Origin of the sequence: Rhizobium sp. 9140 (assembly GCF_900067135.1) — a bacterium.
Taxonomy (GTDB): Bacteria; Pseudomonadota; Alphaproteobacteria; order Rhizobiales; family Rhizobiaceae; genus Ferranicluibacter.
This window is the reverse complement of record NZ_FJUR01000001.1, coordinates 1,840,409-1,861,374: the sequence shown is the minus strand read 5'-3', so window position 1 is coordinate 1,861,374 and position 20,966 is coordinate 1,840,409. Positions and strand designations below refer to the sequence as shown.

The window sequence follows — 20,966 nt, the reverse complement described above, 5'->3', positions numbered from 1 at the left end:
CCCCGTCATCATGCCGCAGCGGGGCGGACGACCGGCTTTTCCTCGATCGGCCAGTGTACGAGAGCCGCGAACAGGCCGAGCACGACGCCGATCCACCAGACCGGATCATAGGAGCCGAAATGATCGTAGAGATAGCCGCCCATCCAGACGCCGAGGAAAGAGCCGATCTGGTGCGACAGGAAGACGATGCCGCCGAGGAGGCCGAGATGGCGCGTGCCGAACATGATCGCCACCAGCGCATTGGTCGGCGGCACCGTCGAGAGCCAGAGCAGGCCCATGGCGATGGCGAAGACGAGGACGGTGAGCGGGGACTGCGGCATCAGCAGGAACGCGGAAACCACGATCGAGCGGCCGATATAGATCAGCGAGAGAAAATAGGGCTTGGAATAGCGCTGTCCGATGACGCCGGCAGAGAGTGAGCCGATGATGTTGAAGAAGCCGATGAGGGCAAGCGCGATGACGGCATAGCGCGCGTCGATGCCGATATCGCCGATATAGGCGGGGAAATGCGCGGTGATGAAGGCCACCTGATAGCCGCAGACGAAAAAGCCGGACACGAGCAGGAGGTAGCTCTTATGGCCGAGCGCCTCCTTCAGCGCCTCCCCGATCGACTGCTTGTAGACCGACTGGGCCTGCGACCCTGAAGTGGCGTTACCGCGCAGGGGGATGGCGACGAGCGGCACGACCAGCATCATCAGGCCGAGAGTGACGAGGCTGTCGGACCAACCGAAGGCCGAAACAAGGCCCTGGCTGAGCGGCGCGAACAGGAACATGCCGGCCGACCCTGCGGCCGTGCCGATGCCGAAGGCCATGGAGCGCTGTTCCGGCGTGACGTTGCGGGCGAAGGCGGAGAGAATGGTGCCGAAGGACCCGGCACCGACCGCAAGGCCGACCAGCACCCCGCCGCCCACATGCAGCCAGACAGGGGCCGTTGCGAAGGCCATGATGATCAGCCCGCTCGCATAGAGCAGGCCCGAGATGGCCAGCACCCGCCAGGTGCCGTACTTGTCGGCCATGGCGCCGAAGAAGGGCTGGCTCAGGCCCCAGCAGAGGTTCTGCAAGGCCATGGCGAGGCCGAACGTCGTGCGGTCCCAGCCGAGATCCGCCAGCATGGGAAGCTGAAAGAAGCCCATGGCCGAGCGCGGCCCGAAGGTCAGCATCGCCACCAGCGAGCCCGAGAGAATGATTAGCCACGGCAGGCCGCGGCGCGGGGTGCTGGCGGCAACGGAGGGGATTGCGGCGGACATGATCGGGCTCCGGAAGATGTGCCGATGGGGCAATGCGGGTTCTTCAGATTAGGGGAGCGGACGACGCACTGAAAGTGAATTCGCGTGACCCCTGGATCAATGCAATTGATGCGGCATCAACGGCGTTGACCCGGAGCTTCCGGCGCGGGGGCCTCACGGGTGTGTGCGTTGCAACAGGGACCTTCCGGTTCTATGACAATTTGATGACACTTCGTTCCCTGTTCCGCGCTGCCGCATGGGCCGCCCTTCTTGGCCTCGTGGCCGTGACGATCTCGCCCCTTGGCTGGCGGCCGCATACGGTGACGATGGTCGGCCTCGACCGGGCGGCCGCTTTTGCGCTGGCGGGCGCGATCTTCGCCATCGCCTATCCGCGGCGGTGGATCTCGCTTGCCCTGTTTCTCATCGCCGCTGCCTTCTTCATCGAGATGCTGCAATGGATCTCGCCGACGCGGCACGCGCGGTTTTCCGATGCACTGGTGAAGTCGCTCGGCAGCGTCATCGGCCTTGCCCTCGGCAAGCTGGCACTGGTCGCCCGCCGGCATTGGCTGGCCGGCAGGCAGCGCCCGAACATCCGATCAGGCGCGATGCTTCATGGGCCAGCGCTCGGTGCGGGTCGAGAGGATGCGGACGGAATCGCCGAGCGCGATGCGCCCGGTGCCGCGCGGTACCGCGTTCCAGCCGAATAGGACACCGGGAACCCTGCGGTCGGCCGACATGCGCTCCACCCGCAGCGCCTCGATCGGGTTACCGCCGATGCGTTCGCCGGTCATCTGGTCCTGCGTGGTCATGATGCAGCGGGCGCAGGGTTTGACGAGATCGAACCGGATGCCGCCGATCTCGACCGCTTCCCACAGATCCTCCTCCCAGGCCGTATCGTGATCGAGAAGGATGTTCGTGCGGAAGCGATCCATGCCGACGATGGGCTGGCCCTTCGACACGAGCGTCCGGTTGAGCGCTTCCAGCGAACCGATGGTCGTGATGAGGATAGGGAAACCGTCCGCAAACCCGACCGGCGCGGGTTCGCCGGCCCACTCGGCGCCCACGGTGCGTTCGGCCTTGTCATCCATATGCACGAGGCGCACCGGGCGACCGAGCCAGTCGGACAGCACTTCGTTGGCTGCATCGTCCGCGCAGGCCGCATCGACGCTGCTCGACCAGACGCGGACGCCCATGCGCCGGTCGCCCGCAAACCGAGCGGAGAGACGCGCATCGCCCATCTCGAGATCCACGCCACCTTCTTGGGGCGTGGCCTTGACCTGCGCGAGCGTCTGGCATTCGCGCTGGGTGATGAAGGTGCCTTCGGGATCGACGAGCATGAAGCGGCGGTCGCCGGCAAAGCCGTCCAGCCGAACCTCGGCGTGATCGACGGAGATCGCCCGGCCACTTTTCAGCGGGTGGATGTTGAGTGCGACGACCTTGGGGTTCACGGGCATTAGGGTAGTCCTTCAGCGGCAACGGGAAAGCTCCGTTGTAGCCGTCATCGGGTCACGCCGTCGATGCGATTCTTCTGCGCGGTTCGCTCTGCGTGGCGGCGGCACTCAGCGCCCGATGCCGCTTCCAACGCTCCACCAGCCTGCGGCGTACCGGATCCTCGATGAGGTGGTACGAGTAGGTCGCGAAGACGACGGCAAGACAGACCGACAGGACGACCGCGACGGGACCGGGGACAAAAGGGCCGAGCGTCTTCATCGACAGGAACATGACCGGCACATGAAACAGGTACAGCGAAAAGCTGATCTTGCCGAGGAACCGCAAGGGCGGACTGGCGAGAAGCGCCCGCGACAGGAACTGTTCCTGCGCCGTCAGGAAGACGATCACCCCCGCCGTCACCGCCATGACAAGCCCCCAGCCATCCTGCTGGTCGCGCCATAACAGGATCTTCGACAGGAAGACGAAACCCAGAAGCCCCAGCGTCGCGACGCCAACGAGCGGGCCTTTGGGGCGTAGACGTCCGGAGGCATAGAGAAGACCGGCGGCGACGCCTGCCATGAAGAAATGGATCTTCGACGGCAGCAGAATGCCCGGGCCGGGGAAGTCGAAAACGGCATCGACAGCCACGCAGGCCGCCAGGAACAGCGCGAGAAAACGGTACTTCCGGGGATTGGACAGGCACAGCCAGACCAGCAGGAAGAAGAAATAGAACTGGATTTCCGGCGGGACCGACCAGAAGACGCCCGACGAGCCCAAGAGAACGACATGCCTGAGGATCTCGACCGGACTGTGGATCGGATGGATGTAATCGAGGCCCGGCACCAGCGACAGGAGCACGACGAACAGCACGGCCACGAGATAGACCGGATAGATGCGGGCGAAGCGGTGCACCAGATAATCGGTTGCCGCCGCCCGGTCGAGCGGCCGCGCCGCATAGAGGCTCGCCATAAGGAAACCGCTGAGGGCGAAAAAGATTTCGACCGCCTCCGCACCGATGTTCAGCGAGAACCAGCCCGGCAGATGCGGATAAAGAAGGGCGACATGCGACATCACAACGAGGAAGGCGGCGACCCCTCTCAGGCCATCAAGGCTGGCGATATGTCTGTTGGCGCTCATGAACATCCCGCAGGCAGCCGTTTCCGGTCACGTTCCGGAAGGGTGAAAGATTCTGGCAGAACACCACCGGAACGCGATCAAGTCAAATATTCGCCTCTTCTTTCAGATGACGCGGTTAATGCTTGAACAGGAGATTGCCGCCGGCGCTCCGGCCAGGCGGATCAGCCGATTTCCTGCATCAGCATGTCCACGACGGTGCGCAACCGATCCTGCCGTTCCCCGGCCATGCGGCGTCCGCTCGCCGTCTGGAAGTTCGCAGCGAGTTTGAAGAGCTTCACCTCGAAATGGTCGAGCGCGAAGGCCTTGTCATCCAGCGGACGGCGCTGCGCCAGCGGGTCGAGCGGATCGTAGAGGCCGCTGCCGAGGCGACCAGCGATGTAGAAGCAGCGGGCCGCGCCGATCATGCCAATCGCGTCGAGCCTGTCGGCATCCTGAAGGATTTTCGCCTCGATCGTCTCCGGCGGAATGCCGGCCGAGAAGCTGTGGGTGAGGATGGCGTGGGCAACGGCGTCGATATCCCGCCCGTTCCAGCCAAGGCGCGCGAGGAGCCCACGGGCCTTCTCCGCTGCGAGCCGCGAGGCGCTTGCCCGGTTTGGAGCGTTCTTCTCGACCGCCACCCCGTCATGCAGCAGCGCGGCGGCGCAAAGGAGCCGCAGGTCACCGCCCTCCTCCACCTGAAGACGGCAGACATTGCGCCAGACACGGATCAGGTGTGCGGCATCGTGCGACCCGTCGTCCCCTGTGGCGCCTTCGGCAAGGAGATGTTCCGCAAGATCCGCAAACGGCGCGAAGGCGCCCGCGATAGTCGATGAGGCCTGCTTCATTCGACCGTTCCGGGCAGGACGTCGGCTGCGGGTTTCGGCCGCGAGGTCAGCACCTTCTGGTAGAACAAGCCGATGCCGATCAGCACGATGCCGAGGCCCATGAAGGACAGGGCGCGCAGCAGGCCTTCCAGATTGGCCATGTCGAACAGGAAGACCTTGAGCACCGTTACGAAGACGAGCACACCGGAGACGATGCGCATGCTGCGGCTATGGAAGCGGAGGCTGGCGACGAGCAGCAGCACGCCGAGAGCGAGCCAGACGACCGAATAAGTATAGGTCTCGCCGGCGAGAAAACCCTTCCAGTCGGCAATGCTCGCACCTTGCCAGGCGCGGCGCACCGACAAGGTGGCCCAGGCGAAGACCAGCACGGCCGCGGCCGTTGCAAGCGCCGCAACGAAAGCAGGCGGACGCCGGCCGACGGCCATGCGGGCCAGCGCGGCATAGGCGATGCCCGGCAGCAGATAGCCGATCAACAGCAGGTCGAACAAGGGATAGGGTCCGAGCAACTCGCCGGTGAGGTAGGGATTGAGGCCGACGAGATGAGCGGAGAGCGTCATCAGCAGCGAGACGGCGCCGAGACCGATGCTGCCATAGCGGAAGAACGAGCCGGGACGGCTGAGATCGAGCCGCATGAGGATGGCAGAGGCGCCGATGACCAGCAGCGTATAGATCGACTGTTCCGACAGGGACGGCGCGCCGCCCTGCAACTGGCCGCCATTCATCGCGTGGCGGACCAGAATGGCAAGCGTCAGCAAGCCGAACAGGCTGGCGATGGCCTGCAGCGTGTTCCGCAGGCGGTCGGACGGCCAGTCGCGCAGCGTATAGGCCGACCAGAGCGCGAAGAGCGCGGGGATGCCATAGCCCGGCAGCAGCGCGTTCAGCACCGGTGTCCGGCCGAGCGCGAGCGGCCCGACGATGGTCGGCTCCCAGCCGATGCGGGCAAGGACGAACACGAAGCCGAGCGCCCCGACCCAGGGCAGCGCCGCCCAGGTGCGCACCCGCGTGGCCGCAATGAAGGCGACGGCGAAAACGGCCATGGCGAGCACCGTCCACAGGCCATCCGACAGCGCATGTGCGGCAACGACCAGCTGGCCGAGCGCGCCGGCGAGCAACAGGCCCTGAGCGACACCCGGGAAGGACGCATCGCGGCGGGCGACGATGTCCGCAAGCGCGAGGAAGGCCATGGCGGCAGCCGTCGCGGCGAGGCCGTGCAGAGGATCGAACGAATAGGTGCCGAGGATGAGGAAGGAGAGCCCGATGCAGGCGACCGAGGTGACGGCGGCAAGGCCGGACCAGAGGATGGCGACCCGGTGCCTGTCGCCGTGACGATGCAGGGCAAAGGCGCAGAGGCCGATGAAGATCGCCGCAAGGCTGAGGGCCGCGACCGGCGATGTCGCGAACGACCTTTCGGCCACGACGCCGATGCTGGAAAGCTCCAGCAGCAGCGGAAGCGACGCCAGCGTCGAGACACCGAGGATCGCCATGAGACCGGCCGTCAGCGAAGCGGCGACAGCCCGGGCGCGCAGTGCGCCGAGAAGGCCGAGAGCGGCGGTGACCGCCAGGAATTCGAAGGTCGGATTGCCATCGGTCTCCGTCAGCGGGCCGATGAGCGAAAGCCCGGTCATCAGCACCGAGAAGGCGCCGGTGAGGATGATGGGCGCATGACGCGGCAGCAGCAGGCGGCGCCAGTACGGGGTGCGAGGCGGTGCCGGCACCGGTGTTGCCGAGGCGACCCCTGCCCCCGTCGTCGTGTCGTCGGCAGCCGGAAGCGTCTCCGCTGCGTCCTCGATTGCCTCCGGTTCCGCGTCGTCAGCACCAGCCGGCCAGACATAGGCGTGGCCAGCGATCAGGACGAGCAGCGACAGCGAGACCGGCAGGGTGACGGCCGGGTCTTCCGCTATGAGATAGACGGTGCCCCAGAGGGCAAGGCCAATATTGGCGAAGGCCGGGACGATCCGCCAGCGGCCGATCCTCGCCGTCGCCATCGCGGCAAGCCAGACGAGCGACAGAAAGGCAAACAGGCTCCATGGCGAAGGATTTTCGGCATCGATCAGAAGCGGCGTGACCAGTGACGCGGCAAGGCCGAGGCCGGCCAGCGCCTGTCCATGACGCAGAGACAGGCCGAGGACGAGGAACGACACCAGCCCCATGAGGGTAAAGGCCGAGGTCGGGTCGATGAAATCGTAGACGGCGTGTGCCGCAAAGATCGCGCCGAGCAGCGTCACCGCACCCGCCGCGGTGAGGATGCCGGGAATCATTGCATTGGCGAAGCGCTGTCCGCCCTCTGTGGGACCGCGCCGGCGGATCATCTCGCCGCCGACCATGAGTGCCGCGCCGAACAGTGCCGCCAGCACCAGCCGTACGGCGGGGCTGAGCAGCCCTGCGTCGATCGACACCTTGACCAGAAAGATACCGCCCAGCGCCAGTGCGATGCCGCCGACCCAGACAGCCCAACGGGCACCGAGCCAGCTTTCGAGGGACTCGCGCGGCTTTTGCGGCTCTATTTCCTCCGATGGTAAGGAGGCGGGCTCAGCCGCGATCGTCTCCGGGTCGATGGCCGCCGCTGATCGATCACCCTCCTCCACCTCGGGAGCATACGCTTCCACCACCGCGACATCCGTCGCCGGACCCGCCACAAGCATCCCGGGAAGTTGGGCCGCGGAAAGGCGGGCGATCTCCGACTGGAGGAAGGCGATGTCGCGCGTGAACCGCTCGTTTGCCTGCCGGGTGCGGGCAAAAGCCAGGAACGAGAGGATGAAGGCAGCGAGGACAAGAAGGTCGGTCATGGGCACCCGTCATGCAGACCCCGGTGGCTGCGGCCGACAGGGGCAATAAGGAAAGACGGCAACTTATCGTCATTGCAGCGGAAACCAAGACAGCAACCACGTGATTCTCCTCAAGGGAGGAGGATGTCGAGCGGCTTTTCCCCGGTCGAGGACGCATCGGCCACGGTCCGGGCGGCGCCGAGCGCCTTCATCGCCGCCTGAACGAAGCCGTTTCTCGCAGCCGAGATCTCGATGCCGCGTGGCTCATAGACATGGCGATGCAGGAAATAGCCCGTCATAAGCAGCGCGTCTTCCAAGCTTTGCCTGTCGGCCGCCCTGCCCTCGAGCGCGAGGAAAGGCGGCAGCGCGAACATGCGATCGGCATAGGGCAGACCTGCCGTCCGGCTTACGGCGCGGCCGGACTTCGGGGAAATGAAAGCCAGATCCTCCCGCGCGCCGGTGGCGGCGCAGCGGGCGAGATCGAGGCCGAAGCCGAGATCCTCGAGCACCGCGATCTCGAACCGCACGAAGAGTTCACCGGCGTCTTTCGGGTCGTGGAGATGGTCGAGGATCACGGACAGCGACGTATAGAGATGCGGATGCGGATCGCGCTCGGGCAGCAGCCGCAGAAGCGCCGCCATGGCCTGGACGCCATAGACTGCCGTCGCCGTCTCCATCAGGCGCGCGGCGCGCAGTTCCACCGGCTCCATGCGAAATTCGCCGAGATGCTCGTCCAGCCGCGCCCGCCATGTGACCTCGACCGCATTGCCCGGCTGCAGCACGGGCTGGAGCGCCCGTGACCGGCCACCGCGCACGAGGCCGAGATGGCGCCCGCGGGCGCGTGTCATCACTTCGGCAACGACAGAGGTTTCCCCATGTCGCCGAATACCGAGAATGATCGCCTCATCGGTCCATTGCATGAAAAACGGTCCAGAAAGCAGGAGGGGTGGCTCGTGTGAGCGGACGCGGCGGACGCAGGGCTGCACGTCGTTGGCACGAAGAGTGATGTAAGACGTGAGCGCCGCTTTGGGAAGAGGTCCGCCATATCGAGTCAACCGAGGGGGATTCGGAGAGTGACCGCTTCTTCGGGCGCGGTCCGGCAGGAGAGGTTAACGATGTCTGAAGATGCGACCGAAGGATCTAATGTAAACTCTTCGAAATAAGGATAGCCTGATGGAAATTCGATCCTGTTGTCCCGGAGTTTCCATGCATCCGACTATCAAACGCGTCGCCAAACCGATCTTTCGTGCCGTCCGGCCGATCATCCCCGCGCCTCTCCTTCTCTGGTTCAAGGGATATTCGGAAATGCGTTTCTGGAAGAAACTCTACGGTGAAGAGCGCAAGCTCGACAACGATCACTACGAATATTTCTATACCGAGTTCTTCTCGCTCGATAAGGACTGGTATAAGGGCAAGACGCTGCTGGATGTCGGCTGCGGCCCTGCGGGCAGCCTGGAATGGGCCGACATGGCGGGCACGCGCACGGGTCTCGATCCACTTGTCGATCAGTACCGCACGCTCGGTATCGACAAGCATAAGATGGACTATGTCTGCGCACCGGTCGAAAAAATCCCGTTCGCCAGCGGATCGCGGGATGTGGTCTGCTCCTTCAATTCGCTCGACCATGTCGATCACCTCGACACCGCGATCACCGAGATCTTCCGCGTGCTCACGGTCGGCGGTTCGTTCCTCATCATCGTCGAGGTGAACCACAAGGCGCGGCCGACGGAGCCGATCGAGATCTGGGAAGACGCTCTGCTCCAGACGCTGGCGCGGCACGGTACGATCGCCTCCTGGCGCGCCTTCCCCATCCGCTACGACCACGACATCTATCGCAGCCTGCGCGAGGGATCGCCGATCAAGCAGATGCCGGACGGCAAGGAGGGCCTGATCGCCGCCCGGGTGATCAAGGGCGTCTGATCGACTTTGGGGATCGGGCCGGGCCTGGCTGCCGTTCCATCGCCCGGCCTGCGCATCCCGAAGACCTCGCCAGTGTGAGATACTGCCATGTCCAAGATCGGTTCCTACCAGTCCATCCAGTGGCTGCGTGCCGTCGCGGTGCTGATGGTGGCGCTCGTCCACCTCTATCCGCAGCAGGTCGCGATCGGGGCTGCGGGGGTCGACATCTTCTTCGTCATCTCCGGTTTCATCATGGCGACCATCGGCGCGCGGGAAACGCCCTCGACCTTCGCCAAGCGCCGCGTGGCGCGGATCGTACCGCTCTATTGGGCGGTGACGCTCTTCATGTGCGCGTTGGCGCTCAAGCCCGGCTTCTTCTTCAACTTCACCTTCGACATCCCGCGCCTCGTCATGTCGCTGTTCTTCATTCCCTACCGCGATGTCGACGGCATCATCTGGCCGCTGGTGCAGGTCGGATGGACGCTCAACCTCGAAATCTTCTTCTATGCGGTATTCATGCTCTGCCTGCTGACGGCACGCCCGGTGCCGGCCGCCATCGGCGCCATTCTCCTCCTGATCGCCGGCGGCCTGCTGCTCGACCCGCAGCAGGCCGCACCGATCATCTGGACCTCCCCTCTGCTGGCAGAGTTTCTCTTCGGCATGCTGATCGCCGTTCTGCCGCGACCACGGAACCTGGCTCTAGCGCCTGCCATCATCGCTGGAGGCATCCTCTGGTTCGCCATTGCCGCCGCATCGCAGGTGACGCCGGATAACGAGGGCTGGCGGTTCGTCATCTGGGGCGGGGGCGCGGCCCTTCTCGTCCTCGGCTGCCTCGGCATGGAGGAAGCCGGCGCCTGGCCCCGGGCAACCGCTCCGCTCGCCCGCCTCGGCGATGCATCCTACTCGTTCTACCTGCTGCACGGGCTGGTCATCGCGCTTGTGGCCAAGCTGCTCGGCCACGGACTTGCAGCCGGCATCGTCGTCCTCACCGTCTCGACGGTCGCCTCTTTCCTGTCGCTGCATCTCTTCGAGCGTCCCGCTGCTCGCCTCGTCCGCAGCGCGCTGTCCCGCGGCCGCGGCTAACGCCGTCCATCCGGGTTCTCTCATGATCGATGACGCGACCTGATCGCGCGATACGGCACGCCCGCGTCCGACCGAGGGGTTCAGCTTTCCATAACCAAGATCGCCAGCGCCGTCACACCCGCGCCGCCAAATCCGCGGATGCGTAAAACTTGAATGATCGTAAACGGCTTATCTTCATTTGGCACAATTAGGTTTTGCTGCATCACCTGCTGGCAATCGACTGCCGCGCAGGCCTTGCTCCTCGGATTTTGGAGATGACAATGGCAAAATCGATCAAGAATGCTGCTGGCAAGACTCTGTATTACAGCAACGACTCCAATGCCTGGGCTGCCGCGACGGAGGCCAATACGTTCTTCAACAAGAGCGGGGGATGGTTCTCGGGTACGGCGAAAGACGACTCGATTTGGGGGAAGGCCGGGCTCAAGGCGACGCTGATGGGCGGCGCCGGCGATGACATCTACTATCTCGCATCCGCTGACAATCTGATCTACGAGGCCGCCGGACAGGGAACGGACACAGTCAGCACATACTTCAGCTACCAGCTGACCAACCCGAACCTCGAAAACCTGATCGTCAACGGCAACGACACCTTCGCGTTCGGCAACAGCCTCGACAACATCATCACCGGAGGCAGCGGCAGCCAGACGCTCTGGGGCGCCCTTGGCAACGACGTGCTGACGGGCGGCGCGGGCGACGACACGTTCATCATCACCGGCGGCGGCGGTTACGACACGATCACGGACCTGGGCGCCACCGATACCGTCCGCATCGCCTACTACACCTTTACCTCCTTCGCAGACGTCCTGAAGAACGCCAAGCAAGTCGGCAGCGACACCGTCATCAAGATCACCGACAGCGCGTCGGTGACGCTCTCCAATACCAAGGTCGGCAGCCTGAAGGCCGACCAGTTCGACCTGAACATCTCCAAGGCTGGCATGAAGCTGACCTTCAGCGATAACTTCAACACGCTCAGCCTGAACACCGGCAAGAACGGCGGCACCTGGGACACGAAGTTCTGGTATGCCAGCGAAAAGGGCTCATCTCTCGGTGCCGGCGAGCAGCAGTGGTATATCAACCCCTCCTACGCCCCAACCTCGAGCGTCAACCCGTTCTCGATCAAGGACGGCGTGCTGACGATCACGGCTGCGGAAACACCGCCGGATCTGCTCAAGACCATCGGCTACGACTATACCTCCGGCGTACTGACCACGCATTCGAGCTTCGCCCAGACCTACGGCTACTTCGAGATCCGCGCCGATCTGCCGGACGACGTGGGCGCATGGCCTGCCTTCTGGCTGCTGCCGAAGGATGGCACATGGCCGCCTGAACTCGACGTCTTCGAGGCGATCGGCGGTACCAAAAGCTATTTTGCCACCGCGCATACCCAGGAAACGGGCAGCCACACGCAGGTCTCCACCCAGGTTCATACTCAGAGCACCGAAGGCTTCCACACCTATGGCCTCCTTTGGACGAAGGACACGCTGACCTGGACCTTCGACGGCACCAAGGTTGCCTCGACGAAGACCCCGGACGACATGCATTCCGATATGTATCTTCTCGTCAACCAGTCCGTCGGTGGCTGGGCCGGCACGCCATCGGACAAGGATTTCGCGGACGGATCGCAGTTCAATATCGATTACATCAAGGTGTACGCGCTGCCAGCCGATGGCTCGATCATGTAACACCGAGTGTCGTGACGACATACAAAGGCCGCGCATGCGATATGCGCGGCCTTTGTCGTCTTGTTTCCTGACGTCCTGCCGTCAGCGACCGGTTATGGCCGTGTCATCATCCCCTTCGCGAGCGACCCCTTGATCGCCCCTCAGCCGCTCGACTTCGGCACGCAGCCGGAGAACCTCGCGCTTCAACGCTTCCAGTTCGACGCCCAGCGCATCGATCACGATCATCAAGCCCTGTCCCTGCATCATCGTCATCTCCCTTACGCCAGTGCCACTTCGCCGGACACCAGAGCCCCGGCTGCGTTTTTGGCGGTAATCTTGAACTTCGCGTTGGCCTCGTCGTACCAGAAGGTCAGCTCCGTATTGAGGAAGTCGGCCGTGGTGGGTGCCGATGTCTTCCGGGTCATCATGTAACCGCCGTAGTTCACACGGCTGACGACCTGATCGGAGAAATTCAGCAGCTGAAGGAAATCGCCGGTGCCCGACGCGGTCTCCTGGCTGAGTTGTGCCACCGGCAGGGTCGCGGCATAGCCGGACACCTGCATGGCCGGCTGGTCGGTCTTGCCGGCGTTAGACAGGAAGCTGGAATAGGCGGCCGTGATCCGCCCGCTCGCCTGCACGCGGAAGAGCTGCGCGTCCGCACTGTTGAGAATATTGAGTATATCGGCCGTCTGGCCGGAGGCAGCCTTTGCCGTCAACGCCACCGTGCTCGCCGCGTTGCTCGTGACCTTAACGGGCGTGCGCCAGTCGAAGAGGCCATACTGGATCGCGCCGCGCAGCGTCGTGCCGTCGGCGTCGAACAGGCTCAGTATCGGCTGGCTGGCCGGCACGGCGCGCCCGCCGACCCGGAAGCGGATGCCGGTGCCCGAGGCGGTCGCGGCTTGCGAGAGCGTTACCGTCTCGCTGTCCACGACGGCGCTGATCGTCGTGCCCGCCGGAATGCCGCCGAATGGGCTCGATGCCCCGACAGAGGTCAGCTGCACGATCGTTTGACCGACATCGGCCGCCGTGAACGCGGCCGTGGCGGAGGTAAAGGTGGTGGAGCCGGCGTTCGACACCCCGTCCTTGAAGCCTGCGCCTGTCTTGGCCTGCAGCTTGATGCCGCCGGCGCCGGAATAGACGTCCATCTGCAGGGTGGGATTGGCGGCATAGCCAATGAGGTAGGTGCCGAGGCCGGCGCCGGGATTGTTGATGATGTTCAGGCCCCAGTTCGCATTCTTGTGGCTGATCAGCAGACCGCCGCCGAGACCTTCATCCGTGCCGATGCCGATTGCGCCGGTCTGCGCACTGGAATTGGCGCCGGCCCTCAGGTGAAAGATATAACCGGTCGTGTCGTCATACTTGGCGTCCATCACGCCACCGCGGCCATTGCCGAGCGGCTTGATCGTGAACGGGGCGTCGCCGAAGACGCTGAGACGAAGCGCCGCCTCCACCTCCGTCTTTTCCGTCGATGCCACGCTGCCGAGGTAGGTTGCGAAATAGGTCATCAGGCGTCCTTGCTGGTGAGTTCGATCTGTGTGGCTGTGGTAAGGGCAATGCCCGTGGCGGAGGTCAGGGTGGTACGCCCCGTCAGCGCCGAGCCGGCCCGATCCGTGAGAACAGAGCCGTCCCACGCGGTCAGCGTCGTCATGCTGGCGAAGGCAGATGCGCTGCTCCGGTCGAGGGATAGGCCAAGAGAAATCTGGTGCATGCACTGTCTCCTTCTGTGTTCGGACAAGCCGACCTCAATGGACGGCGTATGGAGAGGCATCCGGCGGTGGGGCAACCCGCCTGCCGGAACAATGTCTAGCCCGGTCGCGCCGAGAGGCGGACGATCCGCCGGTTTCCGGCATCGGGCGGCAACGTGTAGGGTCCGCGAATGCCGAAGACCTCCTGCATGCTCGCATCCTCGTAGGTCAGGATCATGTTGTGGAGACTTGGGGGAAGCATGATGACAACCTCATCCGTCTCTCGCACGGCCGCCTGTCCGGTCGTGGGTATGATGGACGACGGCGCAAACGCTTTTTCGAGCTGCGGCAAGCCGATCCGGAAAGCGAAGCGGTTCGCTTGGCCGACCAGGCAGGGAATGAAGAGATATGGGCGCAGATGTGTCGTGCTTGGTGCGGACACGATGGCCGTGCAGGACTGTCGCAAGAGACTGCGTCCAGCCACAACTTCGGTCGAATGACGCGCAAGCGGTTCGCCGGACGAAGCCAGTTCGGTCAGCCCCAGCATAGGCCTCGGTGCATCTCCGCCACCGATTCGCGCAAGGAAACAGGAGAGTGTCCAGCCATCCGCCGCGGCATCCCGCGTCACCGCGATCGCGCCTTCCTCCTCGAAAAATAGCGTCACGGCATCCGTCACGGGCACGCCATCCCATGCAAGATCGAGGAAGGAAATGCCGGCTTCCGTGCCGGTGCGCAGGACGGACAGCCTCAGCCCGTCGCCGCCAAGGGTACTCCAATGCCCGGGCAGACCGCCGCCGGCCGCCGGGATATCGGTCATGCCACTCTTGCGGATCAGGTTCCGTGCGGCAGGCTCGACCAGCAGTCCGCCGCCGTCGACACGCCTCGGGTGATGGGCGGCAACGGTCCGCCAGCCGGCACTGCCCTCTGCAAAGCCAGGCGTTTTCCGTTTGCAGGAAAGAAGGCGCGCGAGCGCCACACGCGCGCCGTCGATGCGCGCAATATCGTTGACGAAATCGATTTCGATGCCGCGCCGGCCGGACGATACCACCGCATCCGCCGCGATGCGCTGGAAAGCCGACGATGCGGCCGCGGCCATCGCAACGTGCCCTGCCGCCTGCGGATGGATGCCATCTGCCGAAAGCGTTGCGCGAACCGGCGTGCCGGCGTCATGGGCAGCGCCTGGGCCGCCATTCAAAACCGCAGTGACGGGATGTGTTGCCGAGACCGTGGTCACATGCGGCCAGTTGAGCTCCGCGCCCTCGCTTGCTCCGTCCGGCGCGACCGGCAGGAAAACGAGATGATCGCCCGGCAGAGGCGCATCGCGCAGCACGAGCGCGCCGCCCCAGGCCGGAACCGGGGCCGCAAGCACGGTTTCGAAGAGGGGCACGTGCCATTTGTGGTTCGTCTGCACGGCTCCGACGATATCGAGAATATCATCCGGGCCTTCGTGCCCTGCATCTTCGCCGGGGGCTCGCGCCGCGGCAAAGGCCGCGATGGCATCGTTGACCGCCGAGACGACGCTGGCTGCACCGAAGCCGAGCTGGCTTTGCTGGCCCTCGATGGTCGTGTTGGCGTCCGGAGAAATCGTTTCGGAGAGGATGGTCGCCTGTGCGATGTGGCGGACGCCCGCCGCCCGCAGGGCGCTCCAGATCGTCTTCAGGTCACTCGACACCTGATCGGCCGTGCGTCCGTCGCGAATGTCGTTGGTACCGAGCGCCACGATGGCGGCCGTGGCGCCCGCCCGCCGGACGAGGGCCAGCGATTTTCGAGAGTTGCCGCTCACGAACTGCGCCTTGTCGCCGGTGCGCGTCACCGAGAGATAAGGCAGCCCGGCAGCGAAAGCGGCCCGCCGCCCCCAGCCGCCGCCCGCCTGGCCATCGCCGGCCATGTCTACCGCCCCATCGAGGAGGCTATCGCCGATGCCGGCGACGGAGGTGACGGGCTGCGCCGGCGTGCCGACCAGCATGACGGCGCACGGCGCGGGCACCCAGAGATCGGAGTCCTGCGGGATCTGCCAGCCAGCTTCGTTGATATCGTCACCGCCATGGCGCGGATTGAACAGAACCTGGCTTTCGCCGGGAAGATAGGTCGCATTTCCCTGCACCGCGATGAGACCCCTGGGCTCGAGATCGACCAGCATGCGAATGTACACGACCGTTCCCGGCGCGAACGACGTCAGCCCGAACGCCTCGGCCGACAACGCTTCCGGCAGCACCTCGACGGCTCCGGCCTCGACGCTTCGGGAGCGCTGGTCGTCGAAGAAGAACGGCACCGTGCGCCCGACCGAGGATGCCGACACCTTGACGAGCGTATATGCGACCTGGCCATCGATCTCGCGCTCCGCCGCGTTGACGATGCTGAAATTGGAAAAGACGGGTGCGATCGACAGGGCGCCGCCGGCCCCGACGACGAACCGGGTCGCAACCTTCATGCGGGTCTTGGCGCCATTGGCGGCGCCCGTCGCGTTGGGAACCTGCCCCCGGCTTGCGATGTTCGAAAGGAGGATGGCTGGCGAACCCCACGCCGCACGGGGTCCGACGGCACTGGCCGCTGCGGCAATGCCGGCCGCCGCGAGAAACTGTCGTCTGTCGATGGTCCACATGCCGCCGTTTCCCTTTTCCAGTATTCAGTCCCTTGCGTTCCGTCCGGCTCAGTCCCGTTGCGGTGAACCGATCGCTCGCATCTGTGTCCCGCTTCTACTCTCACTGGAGCCCTCAGCAGCCGACACTATCGGCCTCAGCCACATCGCGGGGAGATGTCGAAGGGTGGCCCGCGCGAGGGTCCCTTGATATGGCTTGAAAATTTCGAGTTCTTTCTCCAAAACAGACAGCTTTCCACCCGGATTTTCCCCGCGACCGGCACGTCACGGTGCCTTCACCTGCCACGTCCGCGCTCCGGGGATGGCGCCGGTGCCGATAATGGCTTCGGCGAGGACCTTCGAGCCTTCCGCCGTCAGATGCCCGTAGTCCCACTGCAGAGGGACATCGCCGACCGTCGTCCTGCAGGCCGTATCCGGGTTCGGGCAGAGGAGCCGGTACGGCGAAACGTAGATGGCGCCGGCGGTCTCGACCACCGCCTGAAGGTCACGGTCCCGCTGCACCTGCTCGGTCGTTCGGCTCTCAACCAGAAGCGCATCGCTACGCCCGCCCGCGAGCTGGGCGAGGAGACGCGCCAGGGGTCGCTGGTACTCCACGATCGGGCCGGAGACGACAACGGTGCCCGCCTTGTCCTTTAGCTGCCGGAGCGTTTCGGCCACCAGTGGCAGATCCTCGTCGGCCCAGCGTGCCGAGAGGATCAGCACGTCAGGCCTATTCTCCGGCAGAAAGCGCTGGAACATCATTCGCATGAGGCCGACGCATTCCGGGTCGCCGCCCACACCGATCAGCGGCTTGCATCCGCTGGATGCGGACAGCATCACATGCGCCTGCGGCAAGGCCGTCTCGAAGCCACTGCGAAGATGGGCGGCGTGACTGTCGCCCATGATCAGGACATTCGGCTTGACCCTGGAAGGAGACAGGCAGTCGGCGGCGGCAAAATCCGCCACGGTCTGCTGGTAGCCGATGAGGAAGCAGGTTCCACGCCGGTAGACATCCCGATCGTCGTAGGTGAGATAGGTGGCGAGGCGATCGCTTTCCGTCTGCGGCAACGCGGCCGCGAAATGCCAGATCCCGAGGCCAAGAAGGCAGCAGAGGCACCAGGCCGCACCCGCCAGCCGCCACAGCGAGCCTGCCGTTCGTCCGATCCGGCGTTGCCGGAAGGGCTGTTCCACGAAGCGCCAGGAGAGATAGGCGGCGGCCACGCTTGCAAGGAGAAGGCCGATGGCCTCCGGTATCGTCGGCGCCCGCGCGGTCGTCAGTGCGACACCGACGAAGATCGGCCAGTGCCACAGATAGAGCGAATACGAAATCTTTCCGATGCCGACGAAAGGCGGAAGCGCCAGAAACCGCGTGACATGGGAGCCGCCGGTGCTGCCAATCGCGATCAGGACAACCGCACCCGCGACGGGCGCGACCGCGAAGACGCCGGGGAAGAACATGCCGCCATGGAACCTATAGGCGCTGCCGAGAATCAAGGCGAGGGCGAGGAGTGCCAGGCCATCGCGGATGCGCGCCGGCAGGCGGGGCAGCGGCAAGAAGACGAGCAGCCCGCCCGCGATCAACTCCCAGGCGCGCGACACGGGTACGTAGTAGGCAAGATCGCGGTTGGCGCCCGTCAGCCAGAGACCAAAAAGAAAACTCGCGAAGGCCGTCGCTGCGACCGCGGCGCCAGCACACCAACGCCCCCAGCCCGACACGGCCAGAAGGATGAACGGAAAAACGAGGTAAAACTGCTCCTCGACACCGAGCGACCACGTGTGGACAAGTGGCTGGCTGTAGACATCGGCGGCAAAATAGCCGGATTTCCCGAGTGTCTCCACGGCGAGATAAAGGTTCGATACGGAGGTCAGGGCAGCCAGCCCCGTCCAGACCGTCGTCGCGCGCTCGCTCGCAAAAAGGACCAGCGGCGCGCAGACAAGGGTGACCGCGACGGCGAAGACCAAGGCAGGCAAGATCCGGCGCGTGCGGCGCTCATAGAAAGTCAGGAGCGAGAATGTTCCCTGCTGAAGCTCATGCCAGATAGCCTTCGTGATCAGGTAGCCTGAAATGACGAAGAAGACATCGACCCCGATGAAACCGCCGCGCAGCGGACTGATCCCCGTGTGGAACAGCAGAACGATGAGAACCGCGATGGCGCGCAGTCCGTCGATATCCGCGCGGTAGACGCCCGGTTCATGCCAGACGGCGCCCTGCTCCGGACGTCGCAACGTTCCCTTCGAAACGTCCTGATCCAAGAGCATACGTCGTCTCCAGTGCAGAGGAAGTCGCGACAGCGTTTGTTTGTCGCTTGCCTACCTCAGTGTATCGTGTCACTCAATTAGATACAGATGAAATTTAGTTTGTCGACGGAATTGCGCTCGGACATGGAAGACGTTTGCGTGACATTTGGTAGAGACGCATGAGGACCGCGGTTCTCGTTGCCATACCGACCTACAGGCGTCCCGCCGAACTCGAGCGTCTGCTGTCGCGGATCGCCCGGCTGGACATCGCCGTGCCCGTCACGGTGCTGGTGGCCGACAACGATCCCGAGGGGCGGCAGGGCGAAGAGGTCGTTGCGGCGCTTGCAGCCCGCTCCTATCGTTTCCCCATGGAAGCGATCACGGTTTCAGCAAAGGGATTGGCGAAAGTGCGCAACACGCTGTTTACGCATGCACTTTCCCATCATACCTTCACGCATATCGCAATGATCGATGACGACGAGTGGCCGGACGCACCCTGGCTCGGCGAACTCCTGCGCGTCCAGAAGGTCACCGGAGCGGATATCGTCGGTGCGCCCGTCGCCTCCATTTTCGAAGGCACCGGCGGGAGTTGGATGCGTCGAGCGCGCCTGTTCCAGCCGGAAGCCAGGCCCGAGGGACCCTGCCCGATCATCTGGGCGAGCAACAACGTGCTTCTCACGCGCGACTGCATCGAGACCGCCGGACCGCCCTGGTTCGATCTCGCCTTCAACCTCACCGGTGGTGAGGATGTCGAGTTCTTCACCCGGCTGAAGGCGCAGGGCAAGCGTTTCGCCTGGGCGCCCGGCGCCCTGATCTTCGAGAGCGTGCCCTGCGAGCGCATGCAAGCGCGGTGGCTTCTGCGGCGGGGCTTGCGCATCGGTTCGACGGACGCCCGCATCCAGTTGCGCCACGGCACCGGCCGCCTTCATCGTGCGCGCACGATAGGCAAGGCTGTTCTCGGTCTCGTTGCCAGTCTGTCGCTGCTGCCGTTGCGGGCGCTCAGCGGCAAGCGCCGCGCCGACGGATTGTTCTCGGCCGCACGTGCGGCCGGCAAGTTCTATGGTTTCTACGGAGGCAGGGTCCATGAGTATCAATAACGTCCCGGCCTATAATGCAACATTGGCATTTGCGGGCGCGGTGCGGTCCAAGGAGCCTCTCTGGCTTCGCCGCTTCCTTGAATTCATGCTGTGCACCTTTCTCGCCTACGTCTTCACCGATGGAACGTTGATTGCGGTCAATACCGGCGTCAGCGACATGACGAGCCTTGTGCTCGAAAGTGGCGAAGGCGACTCCAGTCGGCAGATCTTCTATATCGGCATCGCCCTCCTGCTCTTCCTGATTGCCGCGCGCCACGGGCTGCGCAATGTCGTCTTGCCTTTTCCCACTTCTGTCTTCATCGTCGTCTTCTGGTGCTTCTGCAGTGTTTCCTGGGCCATCGTTCCCGACATTTCACTGCGGCGCACCATTCTCGCGACCATCATCATCTTCGCAACCATCACCATCGTCTCGGCGCTCGGGCCGTTACGCGTCACGCAATTGCTCTACCGGATCCTCGCCTTCTTCGTCGTCGCCAACATGCTCTCGGTCGTTCTCCTGCCGGGCTACGCCATTCATTCCGAGCATGAAATGGACACGGCTCTGATTGGGGCATGGCACGGTCTCATGCCGCACAAAAACGTCGCATCCGCGGTTACCGCCCTTTCGGCCATCGTGTTCGGCTACCACGCCTTTCTCACGCGCAGCTGGAAATCGGCCGTGCTTCTGGTCCTCTCCATCATCTTTCTCCTGGGAACGCGCGGCAAGACCTCGCTCGGCATTGTCGTACCCTGCCTGATTGCGGGCATCATGTACAACCACGCCTTCCGCACTCAGCGGCAGAGGTTTCTATTGTTCGCGACCACCTTCCTGTTGCTTGCGGGACTTGCCATGTTCGCCATGGTCTTTACGCCGCTGCTCGCACAGATTTTCGACGATCCGGCCTCGTTTACCGGCCGCGTGGCCATCTGGGACATCGTGCTGCGCTATGCCGAGGCGTATCCGATAACCGGTGCCGGCTTCGGCTCGTTCTGGCTGATCGGGCAGGATTCGCCCATCCTGCGTATCGGCGGCGACATGCCGTGGCTCTTCGGCATTGCACATTCGCATAACGGCTACCTCGAAATGCTTGTCACCACCGGTGTCCCCGGACTCGTGCTGACGGTCATCATGTTCGTCATCGTACCGTTCTATTCCTTCGTCATGGCCGACTCCGCCTGGCGGAAGATCAATGGGCTCTACTTCGGCATCTGGCTCTTCGCTGTCATCTACAACCTCCTGGAAACGCACATCATGAACCGCGACCGACAGGTATGGGTCATCATGCTCATCGCCATCCAGGTCGCGTTCCTCCACCGCAAGCGAGAGGCCGGCACCGGCCCGCGCATCGTTCTGGGCACCTAG

18 protein-coding genes are annotated in these 20,966 nt (G+C 64.2%); 6 read left to right on the top strand and 12 right to left on the bottom strand.

Annotated elements, in window-relative coordinates:
- Positions 1-8: 8 nt before the first annotated feature.
- The gene (locus GA0004734_RS08690; RefSeq protein WP_092932972.1) at positions 9-1,247 is read right to left on the bottom strand and encodes an MFS transporter; all 1,239 of its coding nucleotides are present in this window, start codon (positions 1,245-1,247) and stop codon (positions 9-11) included.
- Positions 1,248-1,450: 203 nt separating this feature from the next.
- Between GA0004734_RS08690 and GA0004734_RS08685 the strand changes: the two genes are divergently transcribed.
- Positions 1,451-1,933 carry a VanZ family protein gene (locus tag GA0004734_RS08685; RefSeq protein ID WP_092932970.1) on the top strand — a complete coding sequence of 161 codons (483 nt, stop codon included), beginning with the start codon at positions 1,451-1,453 and terminating at the stop codon, positions 1,931-1,933.
- On the opposite strand, the gene GA0004734_RS08680 is transcribed toward GA0004734_RS08685, so the two are convergent.
- The 5 genes from GA0004734_RS08680 to recO all read right to left on the bottom strand — a co-directional run bounded on the left by GA0004734_RS08680 (position 1,823) and on the right by recO (position 8,303).
- Positions 1,823-2,680 carry an MOSC domain-containing protein gene (locus tag GA0004734_RS08680; protein WP_092932968.1) on the bottom strand — a complete coding sequence of 286 codons (858 nt, stop codon included), beginning with the start codon at positions 2,678-2,680 and terminating at the stop codon, positions 1,823-1,825. The two genes, GA0004734_RS08685 and GA0004734_RS08680, sit on opposite strands and share 111 nt — an antisense overlap.
- A gap of 52 nt (positions 2,681-2,732) precedes the next feature.
- Positions 2,733-3,794: an acyltransferase family protein gene (locus tag GA0004734_RS08675; RefSeq protein ID WP_175386277.1), complete on the bottom strand. Its 1,062-nt coding sequence runs from the start codon at positions 3,792-3,794 to the stop codon at positions 2,733-2,735.
- 161 nt (positions 3,795-3,955) lie between these two features.
- Positions 3,956-4,618 (bottom strand): HD domain-containing protein, encoded by a 663-nt coding sequence (locus GA0004734_RS08670; RefSeq protein ID WP_092932964.1) that lies wholly within the window; start codon positions 4,616-4,618, stop codon positions 3,956-3,958.
- Positions 4,615-7,404, bottom strand: a complete 2,790-nt coding sequence (locus tag GA0004734_RS08665; protein ID WP_092932962.1) for a DUF2339 domain-containing protein — start codon at positions 7,402-7,404, stop codon at positions 4,615-4,617. Before GA0004734_RS08665 ends, GA0004734_RS08670 begins: the two co-directional genes overlap by 4 nt.
- Before the next feature lie 110 nt (positions 7,405-7,514).
- Positions 7,515-8,303, bottom strand: a complete 789-nt coding sequence (recO, locus tag GA0004734_RS08660) for a DNA repair protein RecO (protein WP_092932960.1) — start codon at positions 8,301-8,303, stop codon at positions 7,515-7,517.
- A 286-nt stretch (positions 8,304-8,589) separates the two neighbouring features.
- Between recO and GA0004734_RS08655 the strand changes: the two genes are divergently transcribed.
- Positions 8,590-9,303, top strand: coding sequence for a class I SAM-dependent methyltransferase (locus GA0004734_RS08655; protein ID WP_175386274.1), 714 nt, complete (start codon positions 8,590-8,592; stop codon positions 9,301-9,303).
- An 87-nt stretch (positions 9,304-9,390) separates the two neighbouring features.
- The gene (locus GA0004734_RS08650; RefSeq protein ID WP_092932956.1) at positions 9,391-10,365 is read left to right on the top strand and encodes an acyltransferase family protein; all 975 of its coding nucleotides are present in this window, start codon (positions 9,391-9,393) and stop codon (positions 10,363-10,365) included.
- Between the two features lie 80 nt (positions 10,366-10,445).
- On the opposite strand, the gene GA0004734_RS26680 is transcribed toward GA0004734_RS08650, so the two are convergent.
- Positions 10,446-10,571 carry a hypothetical protein gene (locus GA0004734_RS26680; RefSeq protein ID WP_280949480.1) on the bottom strand — a complete coding sequence of 42 codons (126 nt, stop codon included), beginning with the start codon at positions 10,569-10,571 and terminating at the stop codon, positions 10,446-10,448.
- Between the two features lie 54 nt (positions 10,572-10,625).
- Here GA0004734_RS26680 and GA0004734_RS08645 point away from each other — a divergent pair, with 54 nt between their 5' ends.
- Positions 10,626-12,047, top strand: coding sequence for a family 16 glycosylhydrolase (locus GA0004734_RS08645; protein ID WP_092932954.1), 1,422 nt, complete (start codon positions 10,626-10,628; stop codon positions 12,045-12,047).
- Between the two features lie 81 nt (positions 12,048-12,128).
- Here GA0004734_RS08645 and GA0004734_RS25915 read toward each other — a convergent pair whose 3' ends face one another.
- The 5 genes from GA0004734_RS25915 to GA0004734_RS08625 form a co-directional block, all read right to left on the bottom strand.
- The gene (locus GA0004734_RS25915; protein WP_175386272.1) at positions 12,129-12,293 is read right to left on the bottom strand and encodes a hypothetical protein; all 165 of its coding nucleotides are present in this window, start codon (positions 12,291-12,293) and stop codon (positions 12,129-12,131) included.
- An 11-nt stretch (positions 12,294-12,304) separates the two neighbouring features.
- Positions 12,305-13,531, bottom strand: a complete 1,227-nt coding sequence (locus tag GA0004734_RS08640; protein ID WP_092932952.1) for a hypothetical protein — start codon at positions 13,529-13,531, stop codon at positions 12,305-12,307.
- Positions 13,531-13,734 carry a hypothetical protein gene (locus tag GA0004734_RS08635; protein ID WP_092932951.1) on the bottom strand — a complete coding sequence of 68 codons (204 nt, stop codon included), beginning with the start codon at positions 13,732-13,734 and terminating at the stop codon, positions 13,531-13,533. Before GA0004734_RS08635 ends, GA0004734_RS08640 begins: the two co-directional genes overlap by 1 nt.
- A gap of 95 nt (positions 13,735-13,829) precedes the next feature.
- Positions 13,830-16,313 (bottom strand): SGNH/GDSL hydrolase family protein, encoded by a 2,484-nt coding sequence (locus GA0004734_RS08630; protein WP_092932949.1) that lies wholly within the window; start codon positions 16,311-16,313, stop codon positions 13,830-13,832.
- 261 nt (positions 16,314-16,574) lie between these two features.
- The gene (locus tag GA0004734_RS08625) at positions 16,575-18,548 is read right to left on the bottom strand and encodes an acyltransferase family protein (RefSeq protein WP_092932947.1); all 1,974 of its coding nucleotides are present in this window, start codon (positions 18,546-18,548) and stop codon (positions 16,575-16,577) included.
- Between the two features lie 158 nt (positions 18,549-18,706).
- Here GA0004734_RS08625 and GA0004734_RS08620 point away from each other — a divergent pair, with 158 nt between their 5' ends.
- Positions 18,707-19,624 carry a glycosyltransferase family 2 protein gene (locus tag GA0004734_RS08620; protein ID WP_092932945.1) on the top strand — a complete coding sequence of 306 codons (918 nt, stop codon included), beginning with the start codon at positions 18,707-18,709 and terminating at the stop codon, positions 19,622-19,624.
- Positions 19,611-20,966, top strand: coding sequence for an O-antigen ligase family protein (locus GA0004734_RS08615; protein ID WP_175386270.1), 1,356 nt, complete (start codon positions 19,611-19,613; stop codon positions 20,964-20,966). Before GA0004734_RS08620 ends, GA0004734_RS08615 begins: the two co-directional genes overlap by 14 nt.

Coding starts and splice junctions, on each gene's coding strand:
- GA0004734_RS08645 (WP_092932954.1), top strand. CDS start 10,626: ATGGCAAAATCGATCAAGAATGCTGCTGGCAAGACTCTGTATTACAGC.
- GA0004734_RS08680 (WP_092932968.1), bottom strand. CDS start 2,680: ATGCCCGTGAACCCCAAGGTCGTCGCACTCAACATCCACCCGCTGAAA.
- GA0004734_RS08670 (WP_092932964.1), bottom strand. CDS start 4,618: ATGAAGCAGGCCTCATCGACTATCGCGGGCGCCTTCGCGCCGTTTGCG.
- GA0004734_RS08665 (WP_092932962.1), bottom strand. CDS start 7,404: ATGACCGACCTTCTTGTCCTCGCTGCCTTCATCCTCTCGTTCCTGGCT.
- GA0004734_RS08685 (WP_092932970.1), top strand. CDS start 1,451: ATGACACTTCGTTCCCTGTTCCGCGCTGCCGCATGGGCCGCCCTTCTT.
- GA0004734_RS08625 (WP_092932947.1), bottom strand. CDS start 18,548: ATGCTCTTGGATCAGGACGTTTCGAAGGGAACGTTGCGACGTCCGGAG.
- GA0004734_RS08640 (WP_092932952.1), bottom strand. CDS start 13,531: ATGACCTATTTCGCAACCTACCTCGGCAGCGTGGCATCGACGGAAAAG.
- GA0004734_RS08635 (WP_092932951.1), bottom strand. CDS start 13,734: ATGCACCAGATTTCTCTTGGCCTATCCCTCGACCGGAGCAGCGCATCT.
- recO (WP_092932960.1), bottom strand. CDS start 8,303: ATGCAATGGACCGATGAGGCGATCATTCTCGGTATTCGGCGACATGGG.
- GA0004734_RS08620 (WP_092932945.1), top strand. CDS start 18,707: ATGAGGACCGCGGTTCTCGTTGCCATACCGACCTACAGGCGTCCCGCC.
- GA0004734_RS08615 (WP_175386270.1), top strand. CDS start 19,611: ATGAGTATCAATAACGTCCCGGCCTATAATGCAACATTGGCATTTGCG.
- GA0004734_RS25915 (WP_175386272.1), bottom strand. CDS start 12,293: ATGATGCAGGGACAGGGCTTGATGATCGTGATCGATGCGCTGGGCGTC.
- GA0004734_RS08690 (WP_092932972.1), bottom strand. CDS start 1,247: ATGTCCGCCGCAATCCCCTCCGTTGCCGCCAGCACCCCGCGCCGCGGC.
- GA0004734_RS08650 (WP_092932956.1), top strand. CDS start 9,391: ATGTCCAAGATCGGTTCCTACCAGTCCATCCAGTGGCTGCGTGCCGTC.
- GA0004734_RS08655 (WP_175386274.1), top strand. CDS start 8,590: ATGCATCCGACTATCAAACGCGTCGCCAAACCGATCTTTCGTGCCGTC.
- GA0004734_RS08675 (WP_175386277.1), bottom strand. CDS start 3,794: ATGAGCGCCAACAGACATATCGCCAGCCTTGATGGCCTGAGAGGGGTC.
- GA0004734_RS08630 (WP_092932949.1), bottom strand. CDS start 16,313: ATGTGGACCATCGACAGACGACAGTTTCTCGCGGCGGCCGGCATTGCC.